Source organism: Psychrobacter sp. CLB018, from assembly GCF_041222815.1.
GTDB classification, from domain to species: domain Bacteria; phylum Pseudomonadota; class Gammaproteobacteria; order Pseudomonadales; family Moraxellaceae; genus Psychrobacter; species Psychrobacter faecalis.
Map to the genome: position 1 here is coordinate 647,096 of NZ_CP166085.1, position 26,205 is coordinate 673,300.

Sequence of the window (26,205 nt, forward strand, 5' to 3'; positions counted from 1 at the left end):
CAATCAATGTCATCGACTGGTATACCGCTCAATCCATTTGCCTTTATACGTAAGTATGATGAATTATGGACGCGTTTATTATTCTTAATCGGCGCATTGATTGTTTATCGTTTAGGGTCACATATTCCAGTACCGGGTATCAATCCGGTTAACTTGGCTGATCTGTTTTCGCGCAACGAAAATACCATTTTGAGTATGTTTAACATGTTCTCAGGTGGTGCACTAGAGCGTATGTCCATTATGGCACTTGGTATCATGCCATATATCTCAGCATCCATTATTGTTCAGATGATGTCTGCGGTATTGCCATCGCTTGAAGCCCTCAAAAAAGAAGGTGAAGCGGGGCGACGTAAGCTAAACAAGTACACCCGTCAGGGTACGCTTGGATTGGCGCTAGTACAGTCATTAGGAATGTGTGCTGGCCTAATCAGTCAGAATCTTACTTTATCCACTGGTTTGACTTTTTATATTCCAGCAGTTACCTCATTGGTAGCTGGCGCTATGTTCTTAATGTGGCTCGGTGAGCAAATTACAGAACGCGGCGTGGGTAATGGTATCTCAATGCTCATTTTTGCGAGTATTGTGGCTGGTACGCCAGGTATGATTTCGCAGTCTATCGAACAGGTCAATCAAGGGCAGATGAACTTGATTGTGCTTTTTATCTTTGTATTGCTAGGCATCGCGGTCACTGCTGGTATCGTTTATATTGAACGTGCCCAGCGCCGTGTCCCAGTAAACTATGCGCAGAAGCAACAACAAGGTCGCAAGATATATGCTCAGCAGCAGTCGCATTTGCCGCTTAAGCTAAATATGGCTGGGGTTATTCCCGCTATTTTTGCCAGCTCGTTATTGTTGTTTCCAGCAAGTTTAGGGCAGTGGGTTGGTCAATCGGCTGACCCTACCTTTACACAAAAGATATTACAAAATATGGCATTGGTGTTGTCTCCAGGGCAGCCGCTGTATTTGGTTCTGTTTGGCGCAATGATTATTTTCTTCTGTTACTTTTACACGGCGTTGGTATTTAGTCCGCGTGAAGTTGCTGAAAACCTTAAACGTAGTGGTGCGTATATCCCAGGTATTCGCCCCGGACAACAAACTCAGCGTTACCTTGATCATGTATTAAACCGACTGACCTTTATTGGCGCGATGTATATGACGGTTATTTGTTTAATGCCAATGGTCGTGCAGTCATCGTTTGGTGTACCGTTTCAACTTGGCGGTACGTCATTACTGATTATGGTGGTTGTGGTAATGGACTTCATCTCGCAAATCCAAGCGCATTTGATGACCCATCAATATCATGATCAGACGTTAATTCAATCGCCCACTCAACCTTAAATGAGCGGTACGATATCTCAAAGGAGTATGCTATGAAAGTTCAAGCATCAGTTAAAAAGATTTGTGGTAGCTGTAAAGTTGTGCGCCGTAAAGGCCGTGTACATGTTATTTGTACCGCAGAACCTCGCCACAAGCAACGTCAAGGTTAATATTTTAAAGACATAAAGCGTCACGCTTATTGAATTTATACAATTAATACTTGAAAAATAACGGCGGATGCGATATCATCCGCCACTTGCCGTAGTTTATGCAAAATCTTTTATAAAATGGTCAATGAAGAGACTTGTTATCAAGTTGAAGCAGCGATAATAATTATAAAAGCTTTAGTATTGACAGCAACAAATCTGAAGAATACCCCTTATTGTATCAATAAGGACATTTTTCTTTAATGGAGAGAAATCAATGGCTCGTATTGCCGGCGTAAACATTCCGGATAATAAGCATGCTGTTATTTCACTAACTTATATCTTTGGTATAGGTCGTACCACTGCTCAGAAAATCTTAGAAGCAGTTGGCATTGCCCCTACTACTAAAGTTAGCCAGTTAGATGATACACAGTTAGATGCTATCCGTGCACAAGTTGCAAATTACATGACTGAAGGTGATCTTCGTCGTGAAGTGTCAATGAATATCAAGCGCTTGGTCGATCTTGGTTGTTACCGTGGCATCCGCCATCGCCGTAACCTACCAGTTAGAGGTCAGAACACCAAGAACAACGCTCGTACTCGTAAGGGTCCGACACGCCCTCTCAAAAGATAATTAACTTAGGAAGCTAAAAGATGGCTAAAGACACTCGTAGTCGCAAAAAAGTGACTCGTCGTTCAGTATCGGAGGGCGTTGCCCATATCCATGCGTCTTTTAATAACACCATTGTTACGATTACCGATCGTCAAGGTAATGCACTGGCTTGGGCCACTTCAGGTGGACAAGGCTTCCGTGGTTCACGTAAATCTACACCATTTGCAGCTCAGGTTGCAGCTGAAGTCGCTGGTAAAGCGGCTCAAGAATACGGTGTTAAGAATATCGACGTTTTGGTTAAAGGACCAGGACCGGGTCGTGAGTCTGCGGTAAGAGCACTTGGTGCATTGGGTTATAAAGTTAACAGCATCTCTGATGTAACCCCAATCCCACACAATGGTTGCCGTGCGCCGAAAAAGCGCCGCGTCTAATATTAAAGACGAAGCTTTTTATCATAAGAGCTTATAGGAGACATAACAATGGCCCGTTATATTGGACCAAAACTCAAATTATCACGTCGTGAAGGTACAGACTTAGGCCTTAAGTCTGGTGTTAAACCATATGACGTAAAAACGAAAAAAGCGGCTCGTCCACCTGGTCAACATGGTGTTAGCCGTAATAAGAGCTCAGAGTACTCTCTACAGTTACGCGAAAAACAAAAAGTTAAGCGTATCTACGGTGTATTAGAGCGCCAGTTTGCCAACTACTATAAAGAAGCTGCTCGTAAGCGCGGTGCTACTGGTGAAAACCTACTAGCGATGCTTGAGAGTCGCCTCGATAACGTCGTTTATCGCATGGGCTTTGGCTCAACTCGTGCTGAAGCACGTCAGCTAGTTAGCCATCGCACTGTGATGGTAAAAAAAGCTGGCCGCGATGAGTTTGTTCGTGTGAACATTCCATCAATTCAGTTGCAAGATGGTGATGTCGTCGCTATCCGTGAGAAGTCTCGCGAACAACTACGTATTAAAAACGCTATTGAACTAGCGACACAACGTGGTATTCCAGAATGGCTAGATGTTGATCACAGCAAACTACAAGGCACGTTTAAACAAGCGCCTGATCGCATTGATCTACCTGCTGAAATCAACGAAAGCTTGATCGTTGAGCTATACTCTAAGTAAGTAACGTACTGCTCGATGTTATAAAAATAGCATTGAGCAATTGACGTTAATTAAACCAGTTTAATAAATCGAGGTGACATCATGATGCTAAGTGCAACTGAGTTTCTAACGCCGAACGCCATTAACGTGGATACGGTTAACGAAACGATTGCGAAAGTCACGCTCGAACCGTTAGAACGCGGCTTTGGGCATACCTTAGGTAATGCCTTACGTCGCATCTTGTTATCTTCATTACCTGGTGCTGCAGTCATTGAAGCTGAGATTGATGGTGTTGACCATGAATACTCAACGCTTGAAGGACTACAAGAAGACGTACTTGACTTGCTTTTGAATTTAAAAGGCTTGGCAATTACCCTTCATGACCAAAATGAAGTATTCTTGACCTTGGATAAACAAGGTCCAGGCACTATTACTGCTGCAGACATCACGTTGCCGCATAATGTCGACATTATCAATCCAGAATTGGTATTGGGTACATTAAGCGACCGTGGTCATCTTAAGATGCGTTTGCGTGTGGTAATGGGTCGTGGATATGAGCCAGCAAACCAGCGCCGTGAAGATGGCGACACTAAAGCGATTGGACGCTTAAAGCTTGATGCAAGTTTTAGTCCAGTACTGCGTGTTGCTTATCAGGTTGAGAACGCACGTGTAGAACAACGTACCGATCTTGATCGTCTTATCATCGAGCTTGAAACTAATGGCACTATCGATCCAGAAGAAGCAATTCGTAAAGCAGCCACTATTTTACAACAACAGATTTCTATCTTTGTTGACCTAGAAGCTGAAGAAGCGCCTGAGCCTGTGAAAGAAAAAGAAGAGGTTGATCCGGTGCTATTACGCCCTGTGGACGATCTTGAACTAACGGTTCGCTCAGCCAACTGCTTGAAAGCTGAAAACATTTACTATATCGGTGATTTGGTACAGCGTTCAGAGACTGAACTTCTAAAAACCCCAAATCTTGGTAAGAAATCATTGACCGAAATCAAAGACGTATTAGCGTCTAAAGATTTAGAGCTCGGTATGCGCCTAGACAATTGGCCACCAGCTGACCTTCGTGTCGATGATCGCTTTTCTTATCGTAGCCGTTAAACTTTAAGGATTTTTGACTATGCGCCATCGTAAGAGTGGAGTCAAGCTGGGTCGTACCGGCAGTCATCGTAAAGCAATGTTTCAGAACATGACCAACTCATTATTTGAGCATGAACTGATCAAAACAACTTTACCAAAAGCAAAAGAATTGCGCCGTGTTGCTGAGCCATTAATCACTTTGGCTAAAGAAGACAGCGTTGCTAACCGCCGTTTGGCATTTAGCCGTATGCGTAGCAAAACTATGGTAGGCAAATTATTTGGCACGTTAGGTCCTCGCTACCAAACTCGTCCAGGTGGTTATTTGCGTATCGTAAAATGCGGTTACCGTGATGGTGACAATGCGCCAATGGCTTATGTAGAATTGGTTGATCGTGACTAATTTTATACGCTCATTGTATAATAAAAAAAGCTCCAATAATTTGGAGCTTTTTTTATGCCTTTTATTCTTAAAATTTTTTTTATGGTACGAGTGAGCTGACGTCAGCAGCACCTTGTCTGATGATTTCGGGCTGATTAGTAGTCATATCGACGATAGTAGTCAGTTTGGTGGTTTTGATACCAGCATTAATGAGACCATCTATTTGATTACCGAGTAACTCTTCAATCTCAAATGGATCGTCCAATATCTCATCTCGATGCGGCAATATGAGTGAACTGGTCAATATAGGCTCATCCATCGCTGCTAGCAATGCTTGCGCAATAGGATTGCTTGGCACGCGAATACCAATGGTTTTTTTCTTAGGATGCGCCAACTTCTTAGGTACATCTTTGGTGGCGTTTAAAATAAAGGTAATCGGTGCCGGCGTATGCGCTTTTAGCTGTTTAAATTGCACATTGTCCACCGTTGCATAGTTGGCAATCTCACTTAAATCGCGACATAACAAGGTGAATTGGTGCTTATCGTCAAGCTCACGGACATGTTTAAGCTTTTCTAGTGCGTCTTTAGCGCCTAAGCGGCAGCCAAAAGCATAACTGGTATCGGTAGGATAGATAAGTAATTGGTCGTTACGTAATAAATCCGCTGCTTGTTCGATAAGCCGCGGTTGTGGGTTGTCCGGATGAATGTAAAATACTTGCATGATTTTTCCTTATTTTATAATTATAGAGTGTTTCATAGGCATTTTTTAGAAAATGAAATTATTTTATTTTTTAGCGTATCTCTCTGACTGCATCAAAATATGGAGCTACTATTCATTCAGTATAATGCAAAGTAAATATAAGTTTATTAATAAGGCGTTACGGTGAGTAGGGAAACGTTAACACTACTGCCACGGATTACTTTCGATAGGAAATACATATATAGAGAACAATTTTGTGTTGCTAATCAACAGTGCAAAGCGTCAATAATGCCTGCAATAATATTTTGGCATCACGTGGTATGGTGTGAGGTTCAGTAATATATGCTTTAGCTTGTTGATAGACGTCCTGCGCAAAGGTGCTAGTACTGGTATCAAAGGTGGCAAACAGATTGTCTTGCGACACTTGAAAAGAACGCCTGCACGCTAAAGTAAATAAACACTCAAACGCTTGTGGTTTGATTTCTACACGCTCAAACGCTTGTTGTTGAGCCTCTGTGCGCCCATCGGGTGCATACCAATAGCCAAAGTCAGAGAGCTGTCTGCGACGTTCACCTGCAATAAAAAAATGGCTACACTCATGCAATGCGCTTTGAAAGAAACCATGGGCAAATTCAATACGTGCTGGCTGATTGTCTTTGGCAGGAAAATACTCTGGTTCGCCGGTGCCACGTACTAGGATAACGTGCTGGTGGGCAAATAGCGTATTGAATAAACTGATCAGCCAATCGGTCGCTGCTTTTTCATTCTCATCAACAGTGTTGATATTTTCAGCATGGATAACTTTCTGCCATTGTTTTGACAGTGCGTTTAACTGCATCTCTGAAATAGAGCTCAAAAACTCAGGTGGCTCTTTGGTTTCTAAAGTATTTAAACGATGTAGCAAACGTTTTGCGTCAGAGTCAGAAAGCAAAATGGAGAAGTCAGGATCAACAGCAGGCGATATCATATGAATAAATTAACCAAATAAAAAGGTAGAGCGCGTGATTTGCAACGCGAGCAAGCCAAGGTAAATGCAAACTTAATACGAAAGCACTTACCAAAAATCTTAACATACTAGCCCTAGCGCTTATCAGCGCTTTCCGTTAGTATGGCAGGCAATATTATACACCGTTTTTGATGAATGAGGCCGCGCATGTCAAGCACTCCAATAAACAAGCCGTCAGCGCTTCAGGCTGACAAAACAGCAGCTGCAATGTCGACCAACCTGCCAGAAGATGTTTCTTTAAGCAAATGGGAAGATAGTGGCTTTGAATGGTCAGGGCAAGTTGCACCGCGTTCGTTTGAGCGCCTAAATGCTATCTTGTCAACTGAGCACGAGCAATCAAACCTTGAGCTTAAAGCCAACCTATATCGCCATAATAATGTGTTGCATTTGTCTTTTACTCTCAAGGGTGAGATATGGTTGACCTGCCAGCGTTGTTTGCAACCGATTGCCATTGATTTGACTGATGATTATGATATTGCATTGTTAGATAACGAAAGCCAAGTGCGTTTGGTCGGTGAAGAGCAGGATTACTTGCTGCTCGATGAAATCATCACTGAGCCTGCGCCTGAGCGTTTATTGCCGTTTAAAAAATTGATCGAAGATGAGATTTTGCTAAAAGCGCCAATGGCACCAAAGCACGATGATTGCGAGATGAGTGTTGAGCAGTTTGGTGACATTCCAGAAGAAGAGGAAAATGAGAATCCTTTTGCAGCGTTAGCATCGTTAAAGGGCAAGTTATAGCCCCAGAACTGGCAGTATAACGTCGATAAATCATTACTTTCTACCTTTTATCAGCTTTTTGTCCAAGAGTGAAAAGCAAGGCTTTATTAATTGGCGAAACATGCGTATAATGTCCCGTTTATTGCATTCTAGCAACCTGCCGCTGGCAGAGAGAAGCTGGCTTCGCAAACGAACTATAGATTTTAGACGTAGTCAGCACTTTAATACGTGTGGCAATCTATTTAACTAATGATGCGTAAGACTTAGGTTGTTGTGATTATATAGCCTCTGTCAGTATCGATTAAAGCTGAATTTCAAGCTTAACCCTTTTAAGTATAGGAGCTATATCATGGCTGTTCAAAAAAGTCGTAAAAGTCGTTCTCGTCGTGACATGCGCCGTTCACATCATCGTATGGAAGTGGCTGAATTAAGCATCGACGCTACTACTGGTGAAAAACATCGTCGTCATCACATGACTAAAGATGGTTTCTATCGTGGTCGCCAGCTTTTTAAAGTTAGTCAAGACGCTTAATTTATTTGCCCACTGATGGTTGATGCAAAATGCTGGTAGTTCTAATGACTATCGATGATTTTACACAGTTGTTATGGTGCAAGCAGTTTAAGCAAACAAGAGCCAAGTTATCTCGCTATCATATATTATGAAGTCAGATATCTTGGCTTTTTGTTATCTATTTTTTATCAAGTAGTGATTATAGAGATATCACATTTTAAGCGTTCAGTCTTTGATAACTATGCTTATTGTCTGCGTCAGTGTATAGTTTAATAGCAGTCGGCTGTCTTAAAGGAATAATGATAGCGGCGCTCTTCATAATAAATCTTTTTTATTATCTTTTAATCCTATAATAAACCCCATGTATTTAGGGGTATTTCCAATTAAATAAGGAATATTGGTTATGGCCTCTGTACCCGATATGGTAAAAAAACAACCCACCCGTATAGCTGTGCTATTCCCTGGACAAGGTTCACAAGTGGTCGGTATGCTGAGCGAGCTTGCTGAAACCTATCCTGAAATTCATGATACCTTTACCGAAGCCAGTACAGCGCTTGGTGAAGACTTATGGGCAATTTGTCAGGACGAAGACAAACTGAATAAAACCCAATATACTCAGCCGGCTTTATTGACTGCTAGTATCGCTGTTTGGCGCATCTTACAACAAAAAATAGAAGATAAGCCTTGTTACCTAGCGGGTCATTCCTTGGGTGAATATAGCGCCTTATGTGCCGCTGGAGTGATATCCTTAGCTGATGCGGTCAAGCTGGTGCATAAACGCGGTCAATTGATGCAAGAGGCGGTAGCAGGGGTCGATACGGCGATGGCAGCGGTGCTTGGTCTTGAAGACCACCGCGTCGAAAACTTATGCGAACAAGCGACCGAGCACGTTGATGATGCCATTGTTGGCGCCGCAAACTTTAATAGTCCAGGTCAAGTGGTGGTTTCAGGTAATGCCGCTGGCGTCAACGCCGTCATTGATAAAGTTCAAAATACTGGTAAAAAAGCCATTCCATTAAAGGTTAGTGTACCGTCGCATTGTGCGCTTATGGAGCCTGCAACAAATGCCTTGGCTGATGAGTTGGCAGCCATTCAATTTGATCAAGCAACCATTCCAGTGATTCAAAACCGCCATGCGCGCGTTGAAAGCAATGCAGTCGCTATCAAGCAAGCATTGACCGAGCAGCTCAGTGAACCGGTCTTATGGTCAAAAACCATGCAGGAATTGGCAGATAAGCAAATTAATATTTTAATCGAATGTGGCAGCGGTAACGTCTTAAGTAATTTGGCCAAGCGTCAAGCGCATCCTATCGTAAGTTATCCTACCGACAAGCCTGCCCGTTTAGATAAGTTGATGGAGGTATTATCATGAGCCGTACGATTACATTAGTGACGGGCGCAAGCCGCGGTATCGGTAAAGCCGTTGCCAAACGTTTTGCCAAAGAAGGACACTTTGTCATTGGTACCGCAACTACCGAGAAAGGCGCAGCACTTATTGAAGAATACCTAAACGATAGTGGTGGTATTGGACGAGTACTAGACGTGCGCGATACGGCGCAGATTGATAAGCTGTTTGAAGAAATCGAAAGCGTTTACGGTGCCGTTCAAGTACTGGTCAATAATGCCGGTATTACTCAAGATGGCTTATTGATGCGTATGAAAGATGAAGATTGGGACAATGTTGTCGATACCAATCTGACTTCAGTTTATCGCATGAGTAAGCGAGCGGTACGCGGTATGATGAAAGCACGTCGTGGGCGTATCATCAATATCACCTCTGTGGTCGCGCAAATGGGCAATGCGGGTCAATCTAACTACGCAGCCACTAAAGCCGGCGTCGAAGGCTTTAGCCGGACGCTGGCGCGAGAAATTGGTTCACGTCAAGTGACGATTAACTGTGTGGCACCCGGCCTTATCGAAACCGATATGACCGATGAGCTTGACGAGCGCCTACTTAACTCAATGCTCGATGCGGTTCCAATCAGCCGTCTTGGTCAGCCAGAAGATATCGCCGCCGCCGTGTTTTTCTTAGCAGGCGATGAAGCCAGCTATATTACTGGCGCGGTTATTCCTGTTAATGGCGGTATGTACATGTAGGATTAGAGTTTATTATTCTAATTCAGTGTTATTTATTATTATAACGGTGCGTTACATAGTTATAATAAAAAACTCTGTGAACGAGTGTAAACTATAATAAAGGGTGCTATAATAGCGGATACTTTTTTGTCAAAGCCCTGTATGATAGCTAGGTTTTAGCAGACATTAGTCAAAACGTATAATTGGTTATCTGTCTACCAGACAGCCGTGATAATTTGACCAGCCCATTTTATATATACTGCCATAGCGCTTTATCATAAGACTGTGGTAATTTGTCGAAATAATAGATCAAAAAGGAGAAATCTACATGAGTAATGATACCGAACTAAGAGTTAAATCTGCGGTAGCCGAACAATTAGGTATGAACGTTGAAGACATCAACAATGATGCTTCATTCATGGAAGACTTAGGCGCTGATTCATTAGACCTAGTTGAATTGGTTATGTCATTCGAAAGCGATTTTGGCATCACTATTCCTGATGAAGATTCAGCAGAATTAACGACTGTTCAAAAAGCCATTGATTACGTACAAGCGCAACTGTAAATAATCTTTTGCTTAGTAAGTGTGCTATGACCGTTTATCTTTATTGATAAGCGGTTTTTTTAACACTATTTTTTAGAGGTAGTGATTAACTCTCTGTTTTACTACTTATATTTGCTCAATTCACTGCCATATTTGAACGGTAGCTATTAATGATAAAGTTACATAAGCTACGCCAAATCAACATTACTCAACATACTATTACTAGAGACGGTATTTACCTTTGTCTATACTAAGAATGGTAAGCAGTAATAAGGTGATATTTCTTACATTGATGAAACCTTAATCACTGTTTAGAGATAAAAGTTTTATCCAGATATAGGTGATGCTAGAGTGACAAACGTTAAATACATTGCCTATTAAAACAATAATGATAAATAATAGATAACAATATTTTAAGGAGCAATTTTATGGGTATGTTTAGTTTTGCAAAAGACATCGGTGAAAAGATTTTTAACCGTGACGATGCCAAGCATGACGCTAAAGTGGAAACCAAAGCGGATGCTAATACCCCAGTTCAAAGCACAGAGCCTTCTGCTCAGTCAGTTGCCAACCTTTTACTACGCCGTATTCAGCAGCAAAATCTGAATATCAGTAATCTAAAAGTAAAATATAATGGTTCTACAGATACCGCAGAAATCAGTGGTAAGGCCAAAACCCAAGCGGATCGCGAAAAAGCCATTATCGCTATCGGTAACGTGCAAAACGTCGCTAAAGTTATTGATAATATCGATATTGAAGAAGATGCGCCTGAATCTACCATGTACACAGTGAAATCTGGCGATAGCTTATCTAAGATTGCCAAAGAAGTGTATGGTTCAACGGGTGATTATATGAAGATATTTGAAGCCAATAAGCCAATGCTCTCTGATCCAGACAAGATTTATCCAGGTCAAGTACTACGTATTCCTAAGCCGTAATAAACTATTGAGTGCTTAAAGCTAAGCATTTAAACATAAATGTTTAAAGTTAACTGCTAATAAAAATGCCTCTTCCTAACATTAGAGGCATTTTTTTTGGTCTTTATTTTCCATAGCATTTACGGTTTTAAATTTTCTAATTTTTCCTGTTGTTCTTTAATTGCCCAATGGATATGATCGTCTAGCATGGCATTATGAACGCCTAATTTTGCTTGCAGCTGAGTAATTATTTCCGTACTACCATCTGCATTGCCAAGACCAATGGCGATATTGCGTAAAAAATTCACGTAACCGGTGCGTCTAAGCGGACTGCCTTCGGTTTTTTTCATAAACTCCGCTTCTTGCCATTGCCATAGCTCAAGTAAACTGCTGTTATCAAGATTATGCCTTGGGGAAAAATCTTCTACTGGGGTGATATTGGCATAGCGATTCCACGGACAAATAAGCTGACAGTCATCACAGCCAAAGATGCGATTACCGATGGCACGGCGATATTTGCTGTCAATAATGCCGTCGTGTTCGATGGTAAGGTAAGAGATACAAGCAGAGGCTTTAAGCTCATAGGGCGCAATAATTGCTTGCGTAGGGCAGACGTCAATACAGGCGCTACAACTGCCGCAATGCTCCTTGACCGGTTCGTCATCAGGCAGCTCAAGACTCATAAATAGCTCGCCTAATACAAAAAACGAGCCAGCTTGCTTGTTTATGAGCAGGGTATGTTTGCCCGTCCAGCCAAGACCGGACGCATCGGCAATAGGACGCTCAAAGATAGGCGCAGAATCGCTAAAGGGGCGAAAAATAAAATCCTGCTCTGAGCCAATATTAAGATGCTGCCATTCAGGTAGCATGGCTTCAATTTTTAATGCCAATTGCTTTAAGCGACTGCGCATGGTCTTATGATAATCACGCCCCCTAGCATAACGGGCGATGATACCTTGATTGGGATAAGCGTTATCAGTGACTGCGCGCGGCGTGGGAGTTTGGGTTAAATAATCCATGCGCACGCTGATGATGGTTTTCGCGCCTTCTACCAATTGCTCAGGTTGGGCCCGCAGATGATGGTTATGATGCATAAACTGCAATTGCCCCTCATACCCTTTTGCCAGCCATTGCTTTAGATGTTCTGTTTGCTCGATAAATAAAGGATGATGCACCGATAAAAAACCACAGTCAGCAAATCCTAGGCCTTGCGCTTGGGTTTTAATCCATTGTTTGACGTCTGCCGGTGTAGCAAATTCTGACGCATTATGAACGGCAATTCTTGCTTGCTCTGCATGATTAGGCGCAGATGTCTGCGCTGCTAAATTGTGAGCATCTGAGGTCTGTGCGCCTGACTGTGTTGATTGAAGGTGGGTAGGTTGGGCTTTGGTATTCATAATGCGCTATAAATGATAATGTGAATAGCAGTATGATAAGCCAGTGAGCGACGAGCGCAAGTAGCAAAACCAATAAATCTGTATTTATACCAAGCTGTAAGCTCTCGTAAAATTTGATAGAGCTGATACCACCCATACATTATCTTATGATTAAAATAATAAAACCAGCCAATAAAAATAAGCGAGGATGAACCATGCCAGTAGCAACCGATATATCCACAAAAACGACCATACCAGTAGCGTTGTATAGTAGTCAGCAGATTTATGCTATGGAGCAGGCATGGTTTGGCGCAGGTCATGATAGTTTTGGATTAATGCAGCAGGCTGCATGGCAGATGGCACATTATATTGTGGTGCTTTATGAGCAAAAAATGCTTAATTCTTATTCCTCAGCACTTACTAACACTGATAATCGCAATAATTGTTCGCCTCGAGTAAGTATTTGGGTCGGAAAGGGTAATAATGGCGGTGATGGTTGGTTGATTGCTTATTATTTGCAGCAAATAGGCTGGCAAGTACAAATCATCACGGTTGGCTTTGATAAACAAGTTTTTGCGATAGCTGAGACAACGCAGTCATCTAACAAAGAAGCTTCTTTATCTGATGCCAACCAAGCTCTACAAATAGCGCTGTCTGCTAACTGTGATTATTTACGCTTTGAAGACATCAGTTCTGATGACAAGCAAAACGTAAGTGAGCAGCTACAAGCCGACGTCTACGTCGATGCGTTATTTGGTATAGGTTTAGATCGCGCGCCTGATGGTATTTATAAACAGGCAATTAATAGTCTTAACGATGCTGCGCAGTACAACGGCGCTTTGGTTATTGCGGTTGATGTGCCCAGTGGCTTGGTTGCTTCTACTGGGCAAGTATTCGACCAAGTAGCTGTAAACGCTGATGCGACATTATGTTTGATTGCGCGCAAATTTGGTTTGCATACTAACGATGGTATGGATTATAGCGGACAAGTTATTGACATTCCGCTCATACCTTATCAAATGGCTAGTAAAGAATTTAAGCCAATTGCCAAGCTACTGACAGCAGCTTATCCATTAAATCCACGCCGTCAAAACAGTTATAAAGGCAGTTACGGGCATGTATTGGTGATTGGCGGTAATCGCGTTGATAGCTCGCAGGGCATGGGCGGTGCTGCTATCCTCTCGGCTTCAAGTACGATGGCGACTGGTGCGGGTAAAATTACCGTCGCCTGTCATGAAGCATTTCATGGAGCGCTATTAACTTCATTGCCTGATGCGATGACCATCAATTTACACGATACAGATGGCGTAAAAAACCTCATCCAAGAAGCCAGTGTTATTGCTATCGGCATGGGACTTGGCCGTGATGACAAAGCAAAAGCGTTGTTTATAAATTATATCCAAACGGCGATAGAAAACAGCAAACCAATAGTGATTGATGCGGATGGTTTATACCATTTGGCAACATTGCAGGCAGAGCAGTATAAACTGGTTACACAGCTAAAAGCGTATAGTAGCGAACATCAAGTTTGCCTAACACCGCATAGTGGTGAAGCGGCAAGATTGTTGAATAAAGAGGTCAATGAAGTAGAAGAGGATAGGCTAGCCATGATAAAACGGTGCGCCAAAATCTATGGCGGCGATTGGGTGCTAAAAGGTGCAGGGTCGTTAGTGCTAGAGCAAAAGGCTGAGGAAAGACAGATTTACGTTTGTGGCGTCGGTAATGCCGGGATGGCAAGCGCTGGCATGGGCGATGTGTTATCAGGCGTCATTGCAGGTCTGCTAGCGCAAAAGGATTTGACCGAAGAAGCGCGTAGTTTGCACCAAGCGGTTCTGCTTCACGGTCTGGCAGGCGACTGCTTAGCGGGGCAGGCAGAAAATTTAGAAAGTCTTAGCCATACTCATAATTGTCGCTCATTATTGATCGGCCAACGAGGCTTGCAAGCACAGGATATGCCCGTTGCTATCCGCCATATTATGCACCTGATAACTGACTGAATCATCAGTTATCAGTATCAATGACTAACGTTGAATAGAGCAGTGATGGTATTATTCAAAGGTATATAAAGACCGAGTTTAGGTACCATTACAATATTGATTGATGGCTTGCTGTACACGCTCGCGTTTTAGCTCAATTTCACGGCCATCTAAATATTGACGTTTACCATTGGCATCCATCTCGTAGATACGCCCACCAACATTTAGGTTGGTTAAATTATTGCGTAATGACTGGCAACGCTGAGCATTCGCCTGTGCTTCTTGTTCTTTAATGCGCGCCTCTAGCTGAGCCACGCGCTGTTCTTCAGCACTTTGCGGAGCCGCTTGATTGGCTTCGGTTTTCCCTGCCAATTGTCCGGCGTTACTTTGTCTGCCGTCACTACGAAACTCTATCACTTCAATATTTCTACCGTTTTGCGGGGCGTGTTGGCTGTACTTCACCTCGCCATGCGCGCCGATAGATTTATAAACCTGAATGGCATGACTGGCATTGATTGGCAGCATGAGCATACACGCCGTGCTGATACTTAGAAGCAGTTTGGTAGCGGTGTTCACACGAAACGCAGATGCCATGGTAACAATTGCCATAATGACAATCCTCTTAATAGGTAAGAAACGGACGTATTTATCAGATAAGGATAATATTTAATCGTCTTGATAACAATATAAATACACTAGCGTTTGATTTTAGCAAATAATACTTATAAATGTACATTATTTAATAACTAATAGTTAGGCATAGGGTTTAGAAGTTTTTCTTGACAAAGGTGCCCAAACCATCGAATATAATAGCAGTTGATTGGTCAGTGAGCGGCTTTTATAAAATTGCCGTGGCACTTGAAAATAAGGACTACGGGTTGCTTATCAGTAGCTTGCTCAGTTTTATTTTCTTTGTGACAATGATATGGAATAAAATGCCATTATCCTAATGCGTATTCAAAGCTATATTTATTGTCTGCGGACTTATCTGTCTACAATGACTAAGATAAACTTATTATTACTGTGGTTCGTAAGATTTGGCTGTAATAAAAAATAGGGCGCAATGTGTAGTTTTAACAACAACTCATTAAATAAGTTATAAGATTTAGCGATCCTATAGCGTGTCAATATTATTGAGAGTCGTTTTATATCCTGCCTCTATTTATTTATCACTGTCGTAACTTGGTATTCTCAAAATAATAAGCCTCTTTTATAGGTGCATTCGCATCTTGTCACTGTCTATCGATAAAATCCTGCCACAAAGCTGACCCTACATATATTGCTGTGTTTGAGGGCCATGCTGTTCTATATAACAGTGTTACTTGAATATAGTAGGCACACATTCTTGATATGGATAAGAATCCCAAGTCTTCTTTATAAGACCAATAACCTTGTAAAAACGGTGTTTTCTTTTATAAATGAGCGACCATTCTTACCACAAAAAAAGGTGATGACAGTGACGCAAACCACGCAAAGTCCGAATATGACTGGACATACCCAAACGGGTAATGCCGCCAAAAATTTTGAAGAAAAGCAACAACGCCTTGCAGAGGGTAGCGAGCAGCCTGTGATGCTATCTGGCGCTGAGATGTTGGTGCAAGCATTGACCGATGAAGGGGTCAAATATATTTTTGGCTATCCAGGCGGCGCCGTTCTACATATCTATGATGCCTTGTTTCAACAAGAAAGTATTGAGCACATTTTAGTGCGTCATGAACAAGCAGCTGGCCACATGGCAGATGCTTATTCGCGTGTGACCGGTCAGACAGGTGTGGTGCTCGCGACATCAGGTCCAGGTGCGACCAATACCGTGACAGCCATTGCGACCGCCTTTATGGATTCTGTGCCGATGGTGGTTATTTCAGGTCAGGTACCTAGTAGCCTAATCGGTGAAGACGCCTTCCAAGAAACCGACATGGTCGGTGTATCACGTCCTATCGTCAAGCATAGCTTCCAAGTGCGCCATGCTAGCGAGATCCCTATGATTGTCAAAAAAGCCTTTCATATCGCTCAGTCTGGACGCCCGGGTCCGGTAGTTATTGACGTACCAAAAGATATGACAGCGCCAAGTGAAAAATTTGCTTACGCTTATCCAAAAGACGTGTTTATACGCTCATATCAGCCCTCACTAAAAGGTCATAGCGGTCAAATTAAAAAAGCGGTTGAAACCTTATTATCAGCACAGCGTCCTGTTATTTATGCAGGCGGCGGGGTTATCTGGAGTAAAGCCAGTAAAGAGCTGAGGGAACTTGCGCATCGCTTAAACTTGCCAGTTACCAATACCTTAATGGGGTTAGGTACTTTCCCAGGTTCTGATAGTCAGTTCTTAGGTATGCTTGGGATGCATGGCACCTATGAAGCCAATATGAGTATGCATCACGCTGATGTCATCTTGGCAATCGGTGCACGTTTTGATGACCGCGTGACCAATAATGTCAAAAAATTCTGTCCGAATGCGACGATTATTCATATCGATATTGATCCGGCATCCATTTCAAAAACCATTAATGCCCATATTCCAATCGTCGGCGATGTTAAAGCAGTCTTGACCGATATGTTAGAAATCATCGGTGATGATAAAGAGCTTGAGCAGCATGCCTTGTTAGATTGGTGGTCACAAATTAATGAATGGCGTACGCGTCATGGCCTACGTTATGACACTAATACCGATAATGGTATTAAGCCACAAGCGGTGGTGCAGGCTTTGGATAAAGTAACCAATAGTAACGCCATTATCACCAGTGACGTCGGTCAGCATCAGATGTTTGCCGCGCTTTATTATACTTATAATGAGCCTGGTCAATGGTTGAACTCCGGCGGTTTGGGCACCATGGGTGTAGGCTTGCCTTATGCGATGGCGGCAAAACTTGCCAATCCTGAGCGTGACGTGGTGTGTATTACCGGTGAAGGCTCTATTCAGATGAATATTCAAGAGCTATCGACTTGCCTACAATATAACTTGCCAGTCAAGATTTTGAACCTAAACAATGCACAGTTGGGTATGGTTAAACAATGGCAAGACATGCTGTATGAAGGCCGTCATGCGCAGTCTTATATGAACTCACTACCAGACTTTGTCAAATTGGCTGAAAGCTATGGTCATGTCGGTATTAAGATTACCGATCCTGCGACTATGGAAGCACAATTGGCTGAAGCTATGGCTATGACTGATAAATTGGTATTTATCGACGTTTATGTCGATCGTAATGAGCATGTTTATCCGATGCAAGTCGCTGGGCAAGCGATGCGTGATATGTGGTTAACAAAAGGGGAGCGTACCTAATGCAACAACAACATCTGATTTCGGTATTGATGGAAAACGAAGCGGGTTCGTTGTCGCGGTTAGTCGGCTTGTTCTCCCAACGCGGCTATAACATCGAGACGCTAAACGTCGCCCCTACTGATGATCCAAGTATCTCACGTCTGACGGTCACTACCATTACCTCGCCTGAAAGAATCGAGCAAATCACCAAGCAATTGCATAAATTGATTGAAGTGGTTAAAGTGCTCAATCTAACAGACAATGTGCACGTCGAGCGTGAGCTCATGCTTATTAAAGTACGAGCGTCGGGCGGTGTACGTGAAGAGATTAAACGCAGTGCTGATATTTTCCGCGCTCAAATCGTTGATGTCAATTCTAACCTATACACCATTCAAATCGTTGGTGATAAAGCCAAGCTTGACGGCTTTATCGATGTGATTGGTCGCGAGCGCATTATGGAAGTGGTGCGTTCGGGTGTCATTGGTATTGCACGCGGCGAAAAAACCCTAAGCTTATAATTTTATAATCGTTATTAAAAACCTTAATTTATTATCAACAGCGCGCTCATTTTAGCCAATACTTTAGAGTTTCGGTTAGAGCAGAAGCGCTTATTATCCATGGCCAGCCATGTTTTAGGAAAAGGACTCTATTTATGAACGTTTATTATGACAAAGACTGTGATCTATCAATCATCCAAGGCAAAAAAGTTGCCATTATTGGTTACGGTTCACAAGGCCATGCACACGCGTTGAATTTACAAGACTCAGACGTCGATGTCACCGTTGGTCTACGTGCCAATTCTAGCTCATGGAAAAAAGCGGAAAACGCGGGCCTTAAAGTTGCTGAAGTAGAAGAAGCGGTAAAAGCGGCTGACGTCGTGATGATTTTGACCCCTGATGAGTTCCAAAAACAGCTTTATAGCGATGTGATTGAGCCAAACATCAAAGAAGGTGCAACCCTTGCTTTTGCTCATGGTTTTGCGATCCATTACAACCAAGTAGAGCCACGTAGCGACCTTGACGTTATTATGGTGGCGCCTAAGGCACCAGGTCATACCGTACGTTCAGAATTTACCAAAGGTGGCGGTATCCCAGATTTAATCGCTATCTATCAAGATGCGTCTGGTCAAGCTAAGCAGTTAGCCTTGTCTTATGCTGCTGGTGTTGGTGGTGGTCGTTCAGGCATCATCGAAACGACCTTTAAAGATGAAACCGAAACCGACCTATTTGGTGAGCAAGCGGTACTTTGTGGCGGCGCGGTTGAGCTGGTAAAAATGGGCTTTGAAACCCTAACTGAAGCCGGCTATGCTCCTGAAATGGCTTACTTTGAGTGCTTACATGAGCTAAAGCTTATCGTTGACCTCATGTATGAAGGCGGTATCGCTGATATGAACTATTCAATCAGCAACAACGCTGAGTACGGCGAATACGTGACTGGTCCAGAAGTGATCAACGAACAGTCACGTGAAGCGATGCGTAATGCGCTAAAACGCATCCAATCTGGTGAATACGCAAAAATGTTCATCAGTGAAGGCGCAACCAACTATCCTTCAATGACTGCCCGTCGTCGTAACAACGCTGAGCACCAAATCGAAGTGACTGGTGCGAAATTGCGCGGCATGATGCCTTGGATTGGTGGCAATAAAATCATCGATAAAGACAAAAACTAATTTATTAGTGAATGGTTAAGCAATTAAGCAATAATCAAATCTCTATCATTTTAGTTATCTAAAAATCAAAACCCATGTTATCACTCGATAGCATGGGTTTTTTAATGGCTAGCAATTCAATAATCTAGAGAAAGTTGCCACCGTAATCACTTTTTAGTGGTTGAAAACTCTTTATTACTGCCTCATATAAGCAGACTTGCTTATTTTATTTAAAAAAATACTAAAACCAAACGCTAAAGAATGATCTGAGCGCTTGATTTTTTATTCTTATTCTTTCTTGATTACAGGTTGTCTGTTGTGCAAATACCAAGTCCTAACTGGCTGACGCCGCAATTTATCTACATTACTCTGAGCGCTGTGGTAGCAGTATTGATTTGGATAGAAGGCGAGATGCTCAAGCGCAACCAAGGTAAGCTGCCGCAATCTAAGTTCTTTCGCATCAGCTCTTTACTTGATACCGCTTGGTTCTTTGTCTCTACTCTGGCGTTGTACGTCATTGATTTGGCGCCGTTGGCCATTGCCGTGCCAGTCGCTTATAGCATCTATACCATCTACGGCTGGATATATGGTACGCGTCTGCTCAAGCGCAAAGGCATACCTGACTCACCGAAGGATTTGGTGGTGCCAGCTAAATATATCGCCTATAGCCAATCCTTTTCTTTGATATTTTTTGCCTTGTGTCTACTGGTTTTATTATCGCCCTGGTTACCGCTACCTGCATAACAATGTTTTAGCGTTTAGATGGTATTTTTGGTTGTTGTGCTATTAAGAGTATCGTAAATTAATTTTTTTAGCTTAGATACTATAAAATAACCATTAAAATCAATTATTTAAATAATAAATATTTATTTAATGATAAAGCTGACAGAAGGCCGCGGTTTTTTACAAAAAAAAATAATTTAACCTGTTGCAGTTTAGAAAAGCTGCTATAATCAGCTTGTACTCATAGGATTTTAGGCAAGAGCTTGAGGTTATCTTCTAGATAAATCAAGGGTTTAAGCCGATGCGCTTAGCAAAAAACACTTGAGTATATATCAATTAATCGGTGATGACACACGTCTCGCCAACAGTTAAAGAGTTAGGAAAATTTATGTCAGAGAAAGTTGAAGGCACTGTAAAGTGGTTTAATGAAGCTAAAGGTTTTGGTTTTATCGCTCAAGACAATGGCGGACAAGACGTATTCGCTCACTACAGCGCTATCCAAGGTAACGGTTTCAAAACTCTAGCCGAAGGCCAAAAAGTGTCTTTCATCTTAGGTGATGGCAAGAAAGGCCCACAAGCTGAGCAAATCGAAGCTATCTAATCTTAGTGGTTATTGAGTAAACTGATTTATCAGCCAGCTTGATACCATAAAGATGATCGATAAGTATTGATTCCTTTGTTTGTTAAAACAATAAAAATACTGTTTAGACGTTAAAAAAAAGCAACCATTCATCAGGTTGCTTTTTTTATGATATTTTTTTAAGAAAATGACTTAAATTCTGTAAGTTTGGACAAAGTGTGATTATTTATTGTTGACAATAATGCTGTTATCTTAATAGAGGATTAGTTTAAAAAAGTTTTTAGACGTTAAAACCAAATAAAAAAGGCGAGTGTATGCAGTGGGAAAAATGGTTTGCGATTGAATGGCCGCAAATAGTTGGCATTTCACTATCGGCGCTTGGATTATACTTGGGACTCATTTTGTTTACGCGGTTGATGGGGTTACGCAGTTTTTCCAAGCTTTCAAGCTATGATTTTGCCATGACTGTTGCTATCGGTAGCATACTGGCGTCAACCATCTTATCTGACAGTCCATCTTTGTCACAAGGCTTAGTCGCCGTTGTGGTATTGTTTCTTATTCAAGGTACCATCTCTGTCATCAGGCGTAAGTCTAAGCCTCTAAAATCGATCATTGATAATCAAGCAATTATCTTAATGGCGCACGCAGAGTATTTTTGCGATAATTTAAAAGAAGCCAATCTGACCAAAAGTGACGTGCAAGAAGTATTGCGTAGGAATGGATTGAAATCAAAAAGCGAAGTATTCGCTGTTATTATGGAAACGACTGGCGATATGAGTGTCATTAAGCAGGATAGTACCGCGCCTGACTGGTCGCTGTTCGACGACATTCGTGACAGCCATTTGCTAATTAACTCTAACAATAAACTTGATAACCCGCCTAGACAATAAAAAGTCGGAAGATGAAATCATAGTAAAGTAGGCAATAATTACAAAGCTGCCTCTGTTATAAAGGACGGTCGAGTTAGCGTATTCGAGCAAATTAACTCTCTATTTAGGCTCTTATAGACAGTTTTTGCAACAATGGTGACAAATTTATGACGCATTATTCACGGCGTTGTCTTGACCTTAGTCCTGAGCTCACGCAAGATAGACGGGTCTGATAATAACGGTTGGCTTAGCTTTAGCAGGATTTAATCGTTTACTGGTATACTTTTGTTATTGGTAAATACTTAGATGAGTAAATACCGATAATAAATCACGACTAGCGAATAATAAATATGATGCCGCGATATCTTGGGTGAGCGGCTTATACATATTTATGTTTAAATCTATGCTAATGTGGTAAAAACCTTTAGTAGTATTTTGAACGACAATTTGCACCATAGTTTGAAAAAAATGAACCTTTGGTTCTTAATTGGTAACTTTTAATTCATAACATTAATAAACGAGGAACGTATGAAAGCATTAGTAGCGGTCAAGCGTGTCATTGATTACAACGTAAAAGTTCGTGTAAAAGCTGATAATTCGGGCGTAGATTTATCTAACACTAAAATGTCAATCAACCCTTTTGATGAAATTGCTGTTGAAGAAGCCGTTCGTCTAAAAGAAGCGGGCGTGATTGATGAAGTCATCGTCGCCTCAATCGGTCCAAAAGAATCACAAGAGCAAATTCGTGCAGCTTTAGCCTTGGGTGCTGACCGTGGGATTTTGGTCATATCTGACGAAAAACCTTATCCATTACAAGTTGCTAAAATCCTTAAGAATATCGCTGAAACTGAGTCTACGGATATTATCTTATTGGGCAAACAAGCCATCGATGACGACAACAACCAAACCGGTCAGATGTTAGCAGCATTGATGGGTATCGGTCAGGGTACTTTTGCGTCAGAAGTAAAAGTTGAAGGCAGCAAAGTCAACGTCACGCGTGAAATCGACGGTGGTCTGCAAACCCTAGCACTTGAGCTACCAGCGGTTATCACCACTGACTTACGCTTAAATGAGCCACGTTATGCAAAATTGCCTAACATCATGAAAGCGAAGAAAAAACCACTTGATGAAAAAACGCCTGCTGATTTCGGTGTCGATATGACTTCTAAGCAAGAAATTATCAAAGTCGTGCCACCTTCTGAGCGTAAAGCTGGTATCAAGGTAGGTTCAGTTGACGAGTTGGTCGATAAGCTAAAAAATGAAGCAAAAGTTATCTAAGGCGTGAGTCTTTTAATATTTTGCTACGGCATATCTTGTGCAAAATGATGTTATCTAAAAGGTTTCATATTTAAGCTGATTTGATAAATCGTTTTGTACACAAACAACCGCATGAATAGATGATACGAATAAATAAAGGATAAAAACAATGGCAATTTTGGTATATGCAGAACATGACAATGCCAGTCTAAAAAAGGCAACTTTGAACACGATCGCTGCTGCTAAGCAAATAGGCGATGACGTCCATGTATTGGTCGCTGGTAGCGGCGCGCAGGCAGCAGCTGATGCAGCCGCTAAAGCTGAAGGCGTGACTAAAGTACTATTAGCCGATAACGCCGCTTATGAACATCAATTGGCAGGCAATATCGCCCTATTGATTGCTGACATCGCTAGTGATTATAGCCATATCATCGCTGCTGCTACCACTACTGGCAAAAACTTTATGCCACGTGTCGCCGCTTTACTTGACGTGAGCATGTTGTCAGAAATCTCTGCGGTCGTAGACGCAAACACCTTTGAGCGTCCTATCTATGCAGGTAACGCCACGGCAACAGTTAAGACCTCAGAAGATAAAGTGGTTTTAACAGTCCGTACCACTGCTTTTGATCCTGTGGCAAGCGAAGGCGGTTCAGCGTCTGTTGAGACACTCGATAATGTTCAAGATTTGGGTAAATCAAGCTTCGTCAATGAAGAGATGGCAAAATCTGACCGTCCTGAATTGACTTCTGCAAGCATCGTGGTTTCAGGTGGTCGTGCGCTAGCAAACGGTGAAAACTTCACTAAATACATCGAGCCACTAGCTGATAAGCTTGGCGCGGCGGTTGGCGCATCACGTGCTGCTGTTGACGCAGGCTATGTACCAAACGATATGCAAGTTGGTCAAACAGGTAAAATCGTTGCTCCAGACCTCTATATCGCAGCGGGTATCTCAGGTGCGATTCAGCATTTAGCGGGTATGAAAGATTCTAAAGTGATCGTTGCTATCAACAATGACCCAGAATCTCCAATTGCGAGCGTTGCTGATTACTTCTTAGAAGCCGATTTATTTGAAGCATTGCCTGAGCTAACTAGTAAGATTTAATGGTTAATTACTAGATAAGTAATCAAGCACAAAAAACCCGCTATTTTTTATAGCGGGTTTTTTATTATCAAATCTAAACTTTTTTAATTTACTTAACAATATTAGCTATATTCCCTTTGTCGCAATGTCTCATACAAGCACAATGACCCTGCGATAGCGACATTCAGACTTTCTTGCCCATTAGGCTGCGGCAAGGCAATAGGGGTCGCGCATTGCATTAGCTCATCACAAACGCCTTGGCCTTCATGACCCATAATCCAAGCGATAGGTTTTTTTAAGTCGTGTTGATAAATCACCGTATCGGTATGTGAGCTGGTGGCAAATAGCGGCGTTTGTACGAAATCTAAAATATCTTGCACACTTAACCCCTCGTAAATGCTGAGGGCAAACTGCGCGCCCATACCTGCTCTGAGCGTCTTTGGTGACCATGCTTGCGCTGTTGCACTGGTACAAAGTATGTTTTTAATGCCAACCGCCGCCGCCGTACGCAGTAGCGTACCGACATTGCCGCTGTCCTGGACATCATTAAGAATCAAGCAGTCATCATTGATGGGTGTAAGGCTAGGCGCTGGAATGTTAATCAGCGCCATGATATCGATGCCAGTCCCTAAGCTACGAATACCTTCGTACAGGCTATCTGCTAAAGTCAAAATAGGCGTATAAGTCGGCAGGCGCGTCAAAAGCTGCTGAACTTCAGAATGCTGGTGCGCCGATTCAGACAGTAATATCTGCACAAATGGGTAATCGCTACGCAGAGCGGCATCGATAAGGTGCACGCCTTCAATGACGGTTTGCCCTTGTTTCTTACGCTGGCGCGCTTGCGTCAATAGCCCTTTGATAAGTTTGACAGTCGTATTTTTATCTGAGGTAATCAGCTCGGTGGGATTTGCTACCATAATAGATCGCTTAAAATATAAAGAGTTTGAATCATCAGCGTAAAGTCGATTGTTTATATCGCTGTACGCTGTGTATTTTCAAATTGGGTGCAAATGATTTATTTATCAGCATGTTTTAAATGTAGATTTTTAACGTAATCGACCTCGTTTTTACTGCCAAGTACCACAGGGACACGTTGGTGAATATCCGTTGGTTCTATATCCAAGATACGCTGCACCGCGTCGGTAGCAGCGCCGCTCGCTCGCTCAATCAATAAGCTCATCGGATTGGCTTCATACATCAAGCGTAACTTGCCGGCTTTATTGGCATCTTTGGTGTCAAATGGATAGGTGAATAAACCGCCACGACATAAAATTCGATGCACATCGCCGACCATCGCCGCCACCCAACGCGTGTTAAAGTCACGGCCGCGTACGCCAGTCTTGCCAGCGATGAGCTCGTCGATATATTGCTGCATAGGCGCTTGCCAGTAGCGATAGTTTGAAGCGTTGATAGCGTATTCACTAGTATCCGCATCAATCTGAACATCCTCTTCTATCAGTACATAGTCATTGCTATCAGGGTCTAGGCTAAACATCACGACATTATCAGCGATGGTTAATGCCAGTACCGTAGAGGTGCCATATAGCAAATAACCGGCGGCTAGCTGTTGATTACCCGCTTGTAAAAAATCGCTATTTGCACTGATTTGACCTTGGCGTTGGTACGGTAGGATAGAGAAGATGGTACCGACGGCCATATTAATATCGATATTTGATGAGCCATCAAGCGGATCGAACAATACCAATAAACTACCATCAGCGTTGGCAGGGGTAGCATCGTCGAGCTCTTCTGAGGCAACACCTGCACAATGCGCGTTGTTTGCCAACGCCTCTAATAATAAATCGTTAGCTAAGACGTCGAGTTTTTTCTGCTCTTCACCTTGGACATTTTGATTACCTGCTTCGCCTAAGATATCTGCTAACGCCCCTTTTCTTAATAACTGCGAGATGGTTTTACCAACATTAGTCACAGTGGTAATTACGTCATTAAGTGCCGGGTTACTGGCATCAGCGTTTAGATAATTTGCTAAGGTTGTCATAAGGTTTCCTGATAAAGGCGGTTAAAATAGATAGTATTAAAATAAGTACTTTTAAAAATAAGACCAATGAGAATAAAAATTAAATAGAAGTTTGAGAGACGGTTAGATCACCTTTAATTTGCCTAAATTTGGCAAATTTTTAAATACCCAGCAAGGCGTCTTTGTCCTGACCACAAAATCAGCTACACTAGCGCTATGATTATTTATTTATGGTGTTAATAAGTGGCTTTTGATAAGGTTTGCTATATGTCTAGAGCCATTGCTCACTAAGACGCCAAAAGCTATCTTTTAAGGTTGTTTGTCATTGCGCTAAATT

General features: G+C 42.2%; 28 protein-coding genes. 22 read left to right on the forward strand and 6 right to left on the reverse strand.

The genetic code is table 11. The features are described 5' to 3' along the window. Window positions 1-6: 6 nt before the first annotated feature. From secY to rplQ, 7 genes are all read left to right on the forward strand, one after another. Complete coding sequence (gene secY, locus AB8P72_RS02890; protein WP_180952577.1) at window positions 7-1,338, forward strand: preprotein translocase subunit SecY; 1,332 nt, start codon at window positions 7-9, stop codon at window positions 1,336-1,338. A 32-nt stretch (window positions 1,339-1,370) separates the two neighbouring features. After that, window positions 1,371-1,487 carry a 50S ribosomal protein L36 gene (rpmJ, locus tag AB8P72_RS02895; protein WP_011279805.1) on the forward strand — a complete coding sequence of 39 codons (117 nt, stop codon included), beginning with the start codon at window positions 1,371-1,373 and terminating at the stop codon, window positions 1,485-1,487. 253 nt (window positions 1,488-1,740) lie between these two features. Beyond that, window positions 1,741-2,097 (forward strand): 30S ribosomal protein S13, encoded by a 357-nt coding sequence (gene rpsM, locus AB8P72_RS02900; RefSeq protein WP_058025564.1) that lies wholly within the window; start codon window positions 1,741-1,743, stop codon window positions 2,095-2,097. Between the two features lie 20 nt (window positions 2,098-2,117). Then, on the forward strand, window positions 2,118-2,507 hold the full coding sequence (rpsK, locus tag AB8P72_RS02905) for a 30S ribosomal protein S11 (RefSeq protein ID WP_058368279.1): 390 nt from the start codon (window positions 2,118-2,120) through the stop codon (window positions 2,505-2,507). Window positions 2,508-2,555: 48 nt separating this feature from the next. Continuing rightward, window positions 2,556-3,197 (forward strand): 30S ribosomal protein S4, encoded by a 642-nt coding sequence (gene rpsD / locus AB8P72_RS02910; RefSeq protein ID WP_068408447.1) that lies wholly within the window; start codon window positions 2,556-2,558, stop codon window positions 3,195-3,197. Window positions 3,198-3,278: 81 nt separating this feature from the next. Continuing rightward, a complete protein-coding gene (rpoA, locus tag AB8P72_RS02915) occupies window positions 3,279-4,286 on the forward strand; it encodes a DNA-directed RNA polymerase subunit alpha (RefSeq protein ID WP_068408445.1) in 1,008 nt (335 codons plus the stop codon). 19 nt (window positions 4,287-4,305) lie between these two features. After that, window positions 4,306-4,665: a 50S ribosomal protein L17 gene (gene rplQ, locus AB8P72_RS02920; protein WP_068408443.1), complete on the forward strand. Its 360-nt coding sequence runs from the start codon at window positions 4,306-4,308 to the stop codon at window positions 4,663-4,665. 79 nt (window positions 4,666-4,744) lie between these two features. Here the strand turns inward: rplQ and AB8P72_RS02925 are convergent, their stop codons facing one another. After that, window positions 4,745-5,365, reverse strand: coding sequence for an L-threonylcarbamoyladenylate synthase (locus AB8P72_RS02925; protein WP_068408441.1), 621 nt, complete (start codon window positions 5,363-5,365; stop codon window positions 4,745-4,747). A 241-nt stretch (window positions 5,366-5,606) separates the two neighbouring features. Then, the gene (locus tag AB8P72_RS02930; protein ID WP_369957945.1) at window positions 5,607-6,311 is read right to left on the reverse strand and encodes an elongation factor P hydroxylase; all 705 of its coding nucleotides are present in this window, start codon (window positions 6,309-6,311) and stop codon (window positions 5,607-5,609) included. Between the two features lie 186 nt (window positions 6,312-6,497). Between AB8P72_RS02930 and AB8P72_RS02935 the strand changes: the two genes are divergently transcribed. The 6 genes from AB8P72_RS02935 (at window position 6,498) to lysM (ending at window position 11,139) form a co-directional block, all read left to right on the forward strand. Continuing rightward, a complete protein-coding gene (locus AB8P72_RS02935) occupies window positions 6,498-7,091 on the forward strand; it encodes a DUF177 domain-containing protein (protein ID WP_068408436.1) in 594 nt (197 codons plus the stop codon). Between the two features lie 328 nt (window positions 7,092-7,419). Continuing rightward, the gene (gene rpmF, locus AB8P72_RS02940) at window positions 7,420-7,602 is read left to right on the forward strand and encodes a 50S ribosomal protein L32 (RefSeq protein WP_068408434.1); all 183 of its coding nucleotides are present in this window, start codon (window positions 7,420-7,422) and stop codon (window positions 7,600-7,602) included. Between the two features lie 382 nt (window positions 7,603-7,984). Further along, complete coding sequence (gene fabD, locus AB8P72_RS02945) at window positions 7,985-8,953, forward strand: ACP S-malonyltransferase (RefSeq protein ID WP_068408432.1); 969 nt, start codon at window positions 7,985-7,987, stop codon at window positions 8,951-8,953. After that, on the forward strand, window positions 8,944-9,678 hold the full coding sequence (fabG, locus tag AB8P72_RS02950; RefSeq protein WP_223808606.1) for a 3-oxoacyl-ACP reductase FabG: 735 nt from the start codon (window positions 8,944-8,946) through the stop codon (window positions 9,676-9,678). The genes fabD and fabG overlap by 10 nt, the downstream gene beginning before the upstream one ends. A 307-nt stretch (window positions 9,679-9,985) precedes the next feature. Further along, window positions 9,986-10,222: an acyl carrier protein gene (gene acpP, locus AB8P72_RS02955; protein WP_068034635.1), complete on the forward strand. Its 237-nt coding sequence runs from the start codon at window positions 9,986-9,988 to the stop codon at window positions 10,220-10,222. A gap of 407 nt (window positions 10,223-10,629) precedes the next feature. Then, complete coding sequence (gene lysM / locus AB8P72_RS02960; protein ID WP_200662392.1) at window positions 10,630-11,139, forward strand: peptidoglycan-binding protein LysM; 510 nt, start codon at window positions 10,630-10,632, stop codon at window positions 11,137-11,139. Between the two features lie 119 nt (window positions 11,140-11,258). Here the strand turns inward: lysM and queG are convergent, their stop codons facing one another. Beyond that, a complete protein-coding gene (gene queG, locus AB8P72_RS02965) occupies window positions 11,259-12,515 on the reverse strand; it encodes a tRNA epoxyqueuosine(34) reductase QueG (RefSeq protein ID WP_369957946.1) in 1,257 nt (418 codons plus the stop codon). A gap of 194 nt (window positions 12,516-12,709) precedes the next feature. Here queG and AB8P72_RS02970 point away from each other — a divergent pair, with 194 nt between their 5' ends. Next, entirely contained in the window at window positions 12,710-14,491 is a 1,782-nt protein-coding gene (locus tag AB8P72_RS02970) for an NAD(P)H-hydrate dehydratase (RefSeq protein WP_369957947.1), read from the forward strand. 78 nt (window positions 14,492-14,569) lie between these two features. On the opposite strand, the gene AB8P72_RS02975 is transcribed toward AB8P72_RS02970, so the two are convergent. Continuing rightward, entirely contained in the window at window positions 14,570-15,079 is a 510-nt protein-coding gene (locus AB8P72_RS02975) for a DUF4124 domain-containing protein (protein WP_223808605.1), read from the reverse strand. A gap of 841 nt (window positions 15,080-15,920) precedes the next feature. Between AB8P72_RS02975 and AB8P72_RS02980 the strand changes: the two genes are divergently transcribed. The 8 genes from AB8P72_RS02980 to AB8P72_RS03015 all read left to right on the forward strand — a co-directional run bounded on the left by AB8P72_RS02980 (window position 15,921) and on the right by AB8P72_RS03015 (window position 23,911). Further along, complete coding sequence (locus tag AB8P72_RS02980; RefSeq protein ID WP_286797184.1) at window positions 15,921-17,753, forward strand: acetolactate synthase 3 large subunit; 1,833 nt, start codon at window positions 15,921-15,923, stop codon at window positions 17,751-17,753. Then, window positions 17,753-18,250 carry an acetolactate synthase small subunit gene (ilvN, locus tag AB8P72_RS02985; protein WP_068408422.1) on the forward strand — a complete coding sequence of 166 codons (498 nt, stop codon included), beginning with the start codon at window positions 17,753-17,755 and terminating at the stop codon, window positions 18,248-18,250. The genes AB8P72_RS02980 and ilvN overlap by 1 nt, the downstream gene beginning before the upstream one ends. Before the next feature lie 134 nt (window positions 18,251-18,384). Next, a complete protein-coding gene (ilvC, locus tag AB8P72_RS02990; RefSeq protein WP_068408420.1) occupies window positions 18,385-19,401 on the forward strand; it encodes a ketol-acid reductoisomerase in 1,017 nt (338 codons plus the stop codon). Window positions 19,402-19,698: 297 nt separating this feature from the next. Then, complete coding sequence (locus AB8P72_RS02995; protein ID WP_068408418.1) at window positions 19,699-20,124, forward strand: hypothetical protein; 426 nt, start codon at window positions 19,699-19,701, stop codon at window positions 20,122-20,124. A 367-nt stretch (window positions 20,125-20,491) separates the two neighbouring features. Continuing rightward, a complete protein-coding gene (locus AB8P72_RS03000) occupies window positions 20,492-20,704 on the forward strand; it encodes a cold-shock protein (RefSeq protein WP_068408416.1) in 213 nt (70 codons plus the stop codon). Window positions 20,705-20,997: 293 nt separating this feature from the next. Continuing rightward, complete coding sequence (locus AB8P72_RS03005) at window positions 20,998-21,573, forward strand: DUF421 domain-containing protein (RefSeq protein ID WP_369957948.1); 576 nt, start codon at window positions 20,998-21,000, stop codon at window positions 21,571-21,573. 507 nt (window positions 21,574-22,080) lie between these two features. Continuing rightward, entirely contained in the window at window positions 22,081-22,830 is a 750-nt protein-coding gene (locus tag AB8P72_RS03010; protein WP_198328480.1) for an electron transfer flavoprotein subunit beta/FixA family protein, read from the forward strand. 148 nt (window positions 22,831-22,978) lie between these two features. After that, window positions 22,979-23,911 (forward strand): electron transfer flavoprotein subunit alpha/FixB family protein, encoded by a 933-nt coding sequence (locus AB8P72_RS03015; protein ID WP_191691519.1) that lies wholly within the window; start codon window positions 22,979-22,981, stop codon window positions 23,909-23,911. Window positions 23,912-24,012: 101 nt separating this feature from the next. Here AB8P72_RS03015 and AB8P72_RS03020 read toward each other — a convergent pair whose 3' ends face one another. Both AB8P72_RS03020 and AB8P72_RS03025 read right to left on the reverse strand, forming a co-directional pair. Further along, window positions 24,013-24,807, reverse strand: coding sequence for a TrmH family RNA methyltransferase (locus AB8P72_RS03020; protein WP_369957949.1), 795 nt, complete (start codon window positions 24,805-24,807; stop codon window positions 24,013-24,015). Window positions 24,808-24,905: 98 nt separating this feature from the next. Beyond that, window positions 24,906-25,889 (reverse strand): class 1 fructose-bisphosphatase, encoded by a 984-nt coding sequence (locus AB8P72_RS03025; protein WP_198328483.1) that lies wholly within the window; start codon window positions 25,887-25,889, stop codon window positions 24,906-24,908. Window positions 25,890-26,205: the final 316 nt, after the last annotated feature.

Excerpts from the sequence above, each read along its gene's own strand:
- secY (WP_180952577.1), top strand. The coding sequence starts at position 7 with ATGTCATCGACTGGTATACCGCTCAATCCATTTGCCTTTATACGTAAG.
- rpmJ (WP_011279805.1), top strand. The coding sequence starts at position 1,371 with ATGAAAGTTCAAGCATCAGTTAAAAAGATTTGTGGTAGCTGTAAAGTT.
- rpsM (WP_058025564.1), top strand. The coding sequence starts at position 1,741 with ATGGCTCGTATTGCCGGCGTAAACATTCCGGATAATAAGCATGCTGTT.
- rpsK (WP_058368279.1), top strand. The coding sequence starts at position 2,118 with ATGGCTAAAGACACTCGTAGTCGCAAAAAAGTGACTCGTCGTTCAGTA.
- rpsD (WP_068408447.1), top strand. The coding sequence starts at position 2,556 with ATGGCCCGTTATATTGGACCAAAACTCAAATTATCACGTCGTGAAGGT.
- rpoA (WP_068408445.1), top strand. The coding sequence starts at position 3,279 with ATGATGCTAAGTGCAACTGAGTTTCTAACGCCGAACGCCATTAACGTG.
- rplQ (WP_068408443.1), top strand. The coding sequence starts at position 4,306 with ATGCGCCATCGTAAGAGTGGAGTCAAGCTGGGTCGTACCGGCAGTCAT.
- AB8P72_RS02925 (WP_068408441.1), bottom strand. The coding sequence starts at position 5,365 with ATGCAAGTATTTTACATTCATCCGGACAACCCACAACCGCGGCTTATC.
- AB8P72_RS02930 (WP_369957945.1), bottom strand. The coding sequence starts at position 6,311 with ATGATATCGCCTGCTGTTGATCCTGACTTCTCCATTTTGCTTTCTGAC.
- AB8P72_RS02935 (WP_068408436.1), top strand. The coding sequence starts at position 6,498 with ATGTCAAGCACTCCAATAAACAAGCCGTCAGCGCTTCAGGCTGACAAA.
- rpmF (WP_068408434.1), top strand. The coding sequence starts at position 7,420 with ATGGCTGTTCAAAAAAGTCGTAAAAGTCGTTCTCGTCGTGACATGCGC.
- fabD (WP_068408432.1), top strand. The coding sequence starts at position 7,985 with ATGGCCTCTGTACCCGATATGGTAAAAAAACAACCCACCCGTATAGCT.
- acpP (WP_068034635.1), top strand. The coding sequence starts at position 9,986 with ATGAGTAATGATACCGAACTAAGAGTTAAATCTGCGGTAGCCGAACAA.
- lysM (WP_200662392.1), top strand. The coding sequence starts at position 10,630 with ATGGGTATGTTTAGTTTTGCAAAAGACATCGGTGAAAAGATTTTTAAC.
- queG (WP_369957946.1), bottom strand. The coding sequence starts at position 12,515 with ATGAATACCAAAGCCCAACCTACCCACCTTCAATCAACACAGTCAGGC.
- AB8P72_RS02970 (WP_369957947.1), top strand. The coding sequence starts at position 12,710 with ATGCCAGTAGCAACCGATATATCCACAAAAACGACCATACCAGTAGCG.
- AB8P72_RS02975 (WP_223808605.1), bottom strand. The coding sequence starts at position 15,079 with ATGGCAATTGTTACCATGGCATCTGCGTTTCGTGTGAACACCGCTACC.
- AB8P72_RS02980 (WP_286797184.1), top strand. The coding sequence starts at position 15,921 with ATGACAGTGACGCAAACCACGCAAAGTCCGAATATGACTGGACATACC.
- ilvN (WP_068408422.1), top strand. The coding sequence starts at position 17,753 with ATGCAACAACAACATCTGATTTCGGTATTGATGGAAAACGAAGCGGGT.
- ilvC (WP_068408420.1), top strand. The coding sequence starts at position 18,385 with ATGAACGTTTATTATGACAAAGACTGTGATCTATCAATCATCCAAGGC.
- AB8P72_RS03000 (WP_068408416.1), top strand. The coding sequence starts at position 20,492 with ATGTCAGAGAAAGTTGAAGGCACTGTAAAGTGGTTTAATGAAGCTAAA.
- AB8P72_RS03005 (WP_369957948.1), top strand. The coding sequence starts at position 20,998 with ATGCAGTGGGAAAAATGGTTTGCGATTGAATGGCCGCAAATAGTTGGC.
- AB8P72_RS03010 (WP_198328480.1), top strand. The coding sequence starts at position 22,081 with ATGAAAGCATTAGTAGCGGTCAAGCGTGTCATTGATTACAACGTAAAA.
- AB8P72_RS03015 (WP_191691519.1), top strand. The coding sequence starts at position 22,979 with ATGGCAATTTTGGTATATGCAGAACATGACAATGCCAGTCTAAAAAAG.
- AB8P72_RS03020 (WP_369957949.1), bottom strand. The coding sequence starts at position 24,807 with ATGGTAGCAAATCCCACCGAGCTGATTACCTCAGATAAAAATACGACT.
- AB8P72_RS03025 (WP_198328483.1), bottom strand. The coding sequence starts at position 25,889 with ATGACAACCTTAGCAAATTATCTAAACGCTGATGCCAGTAACCCGGCA.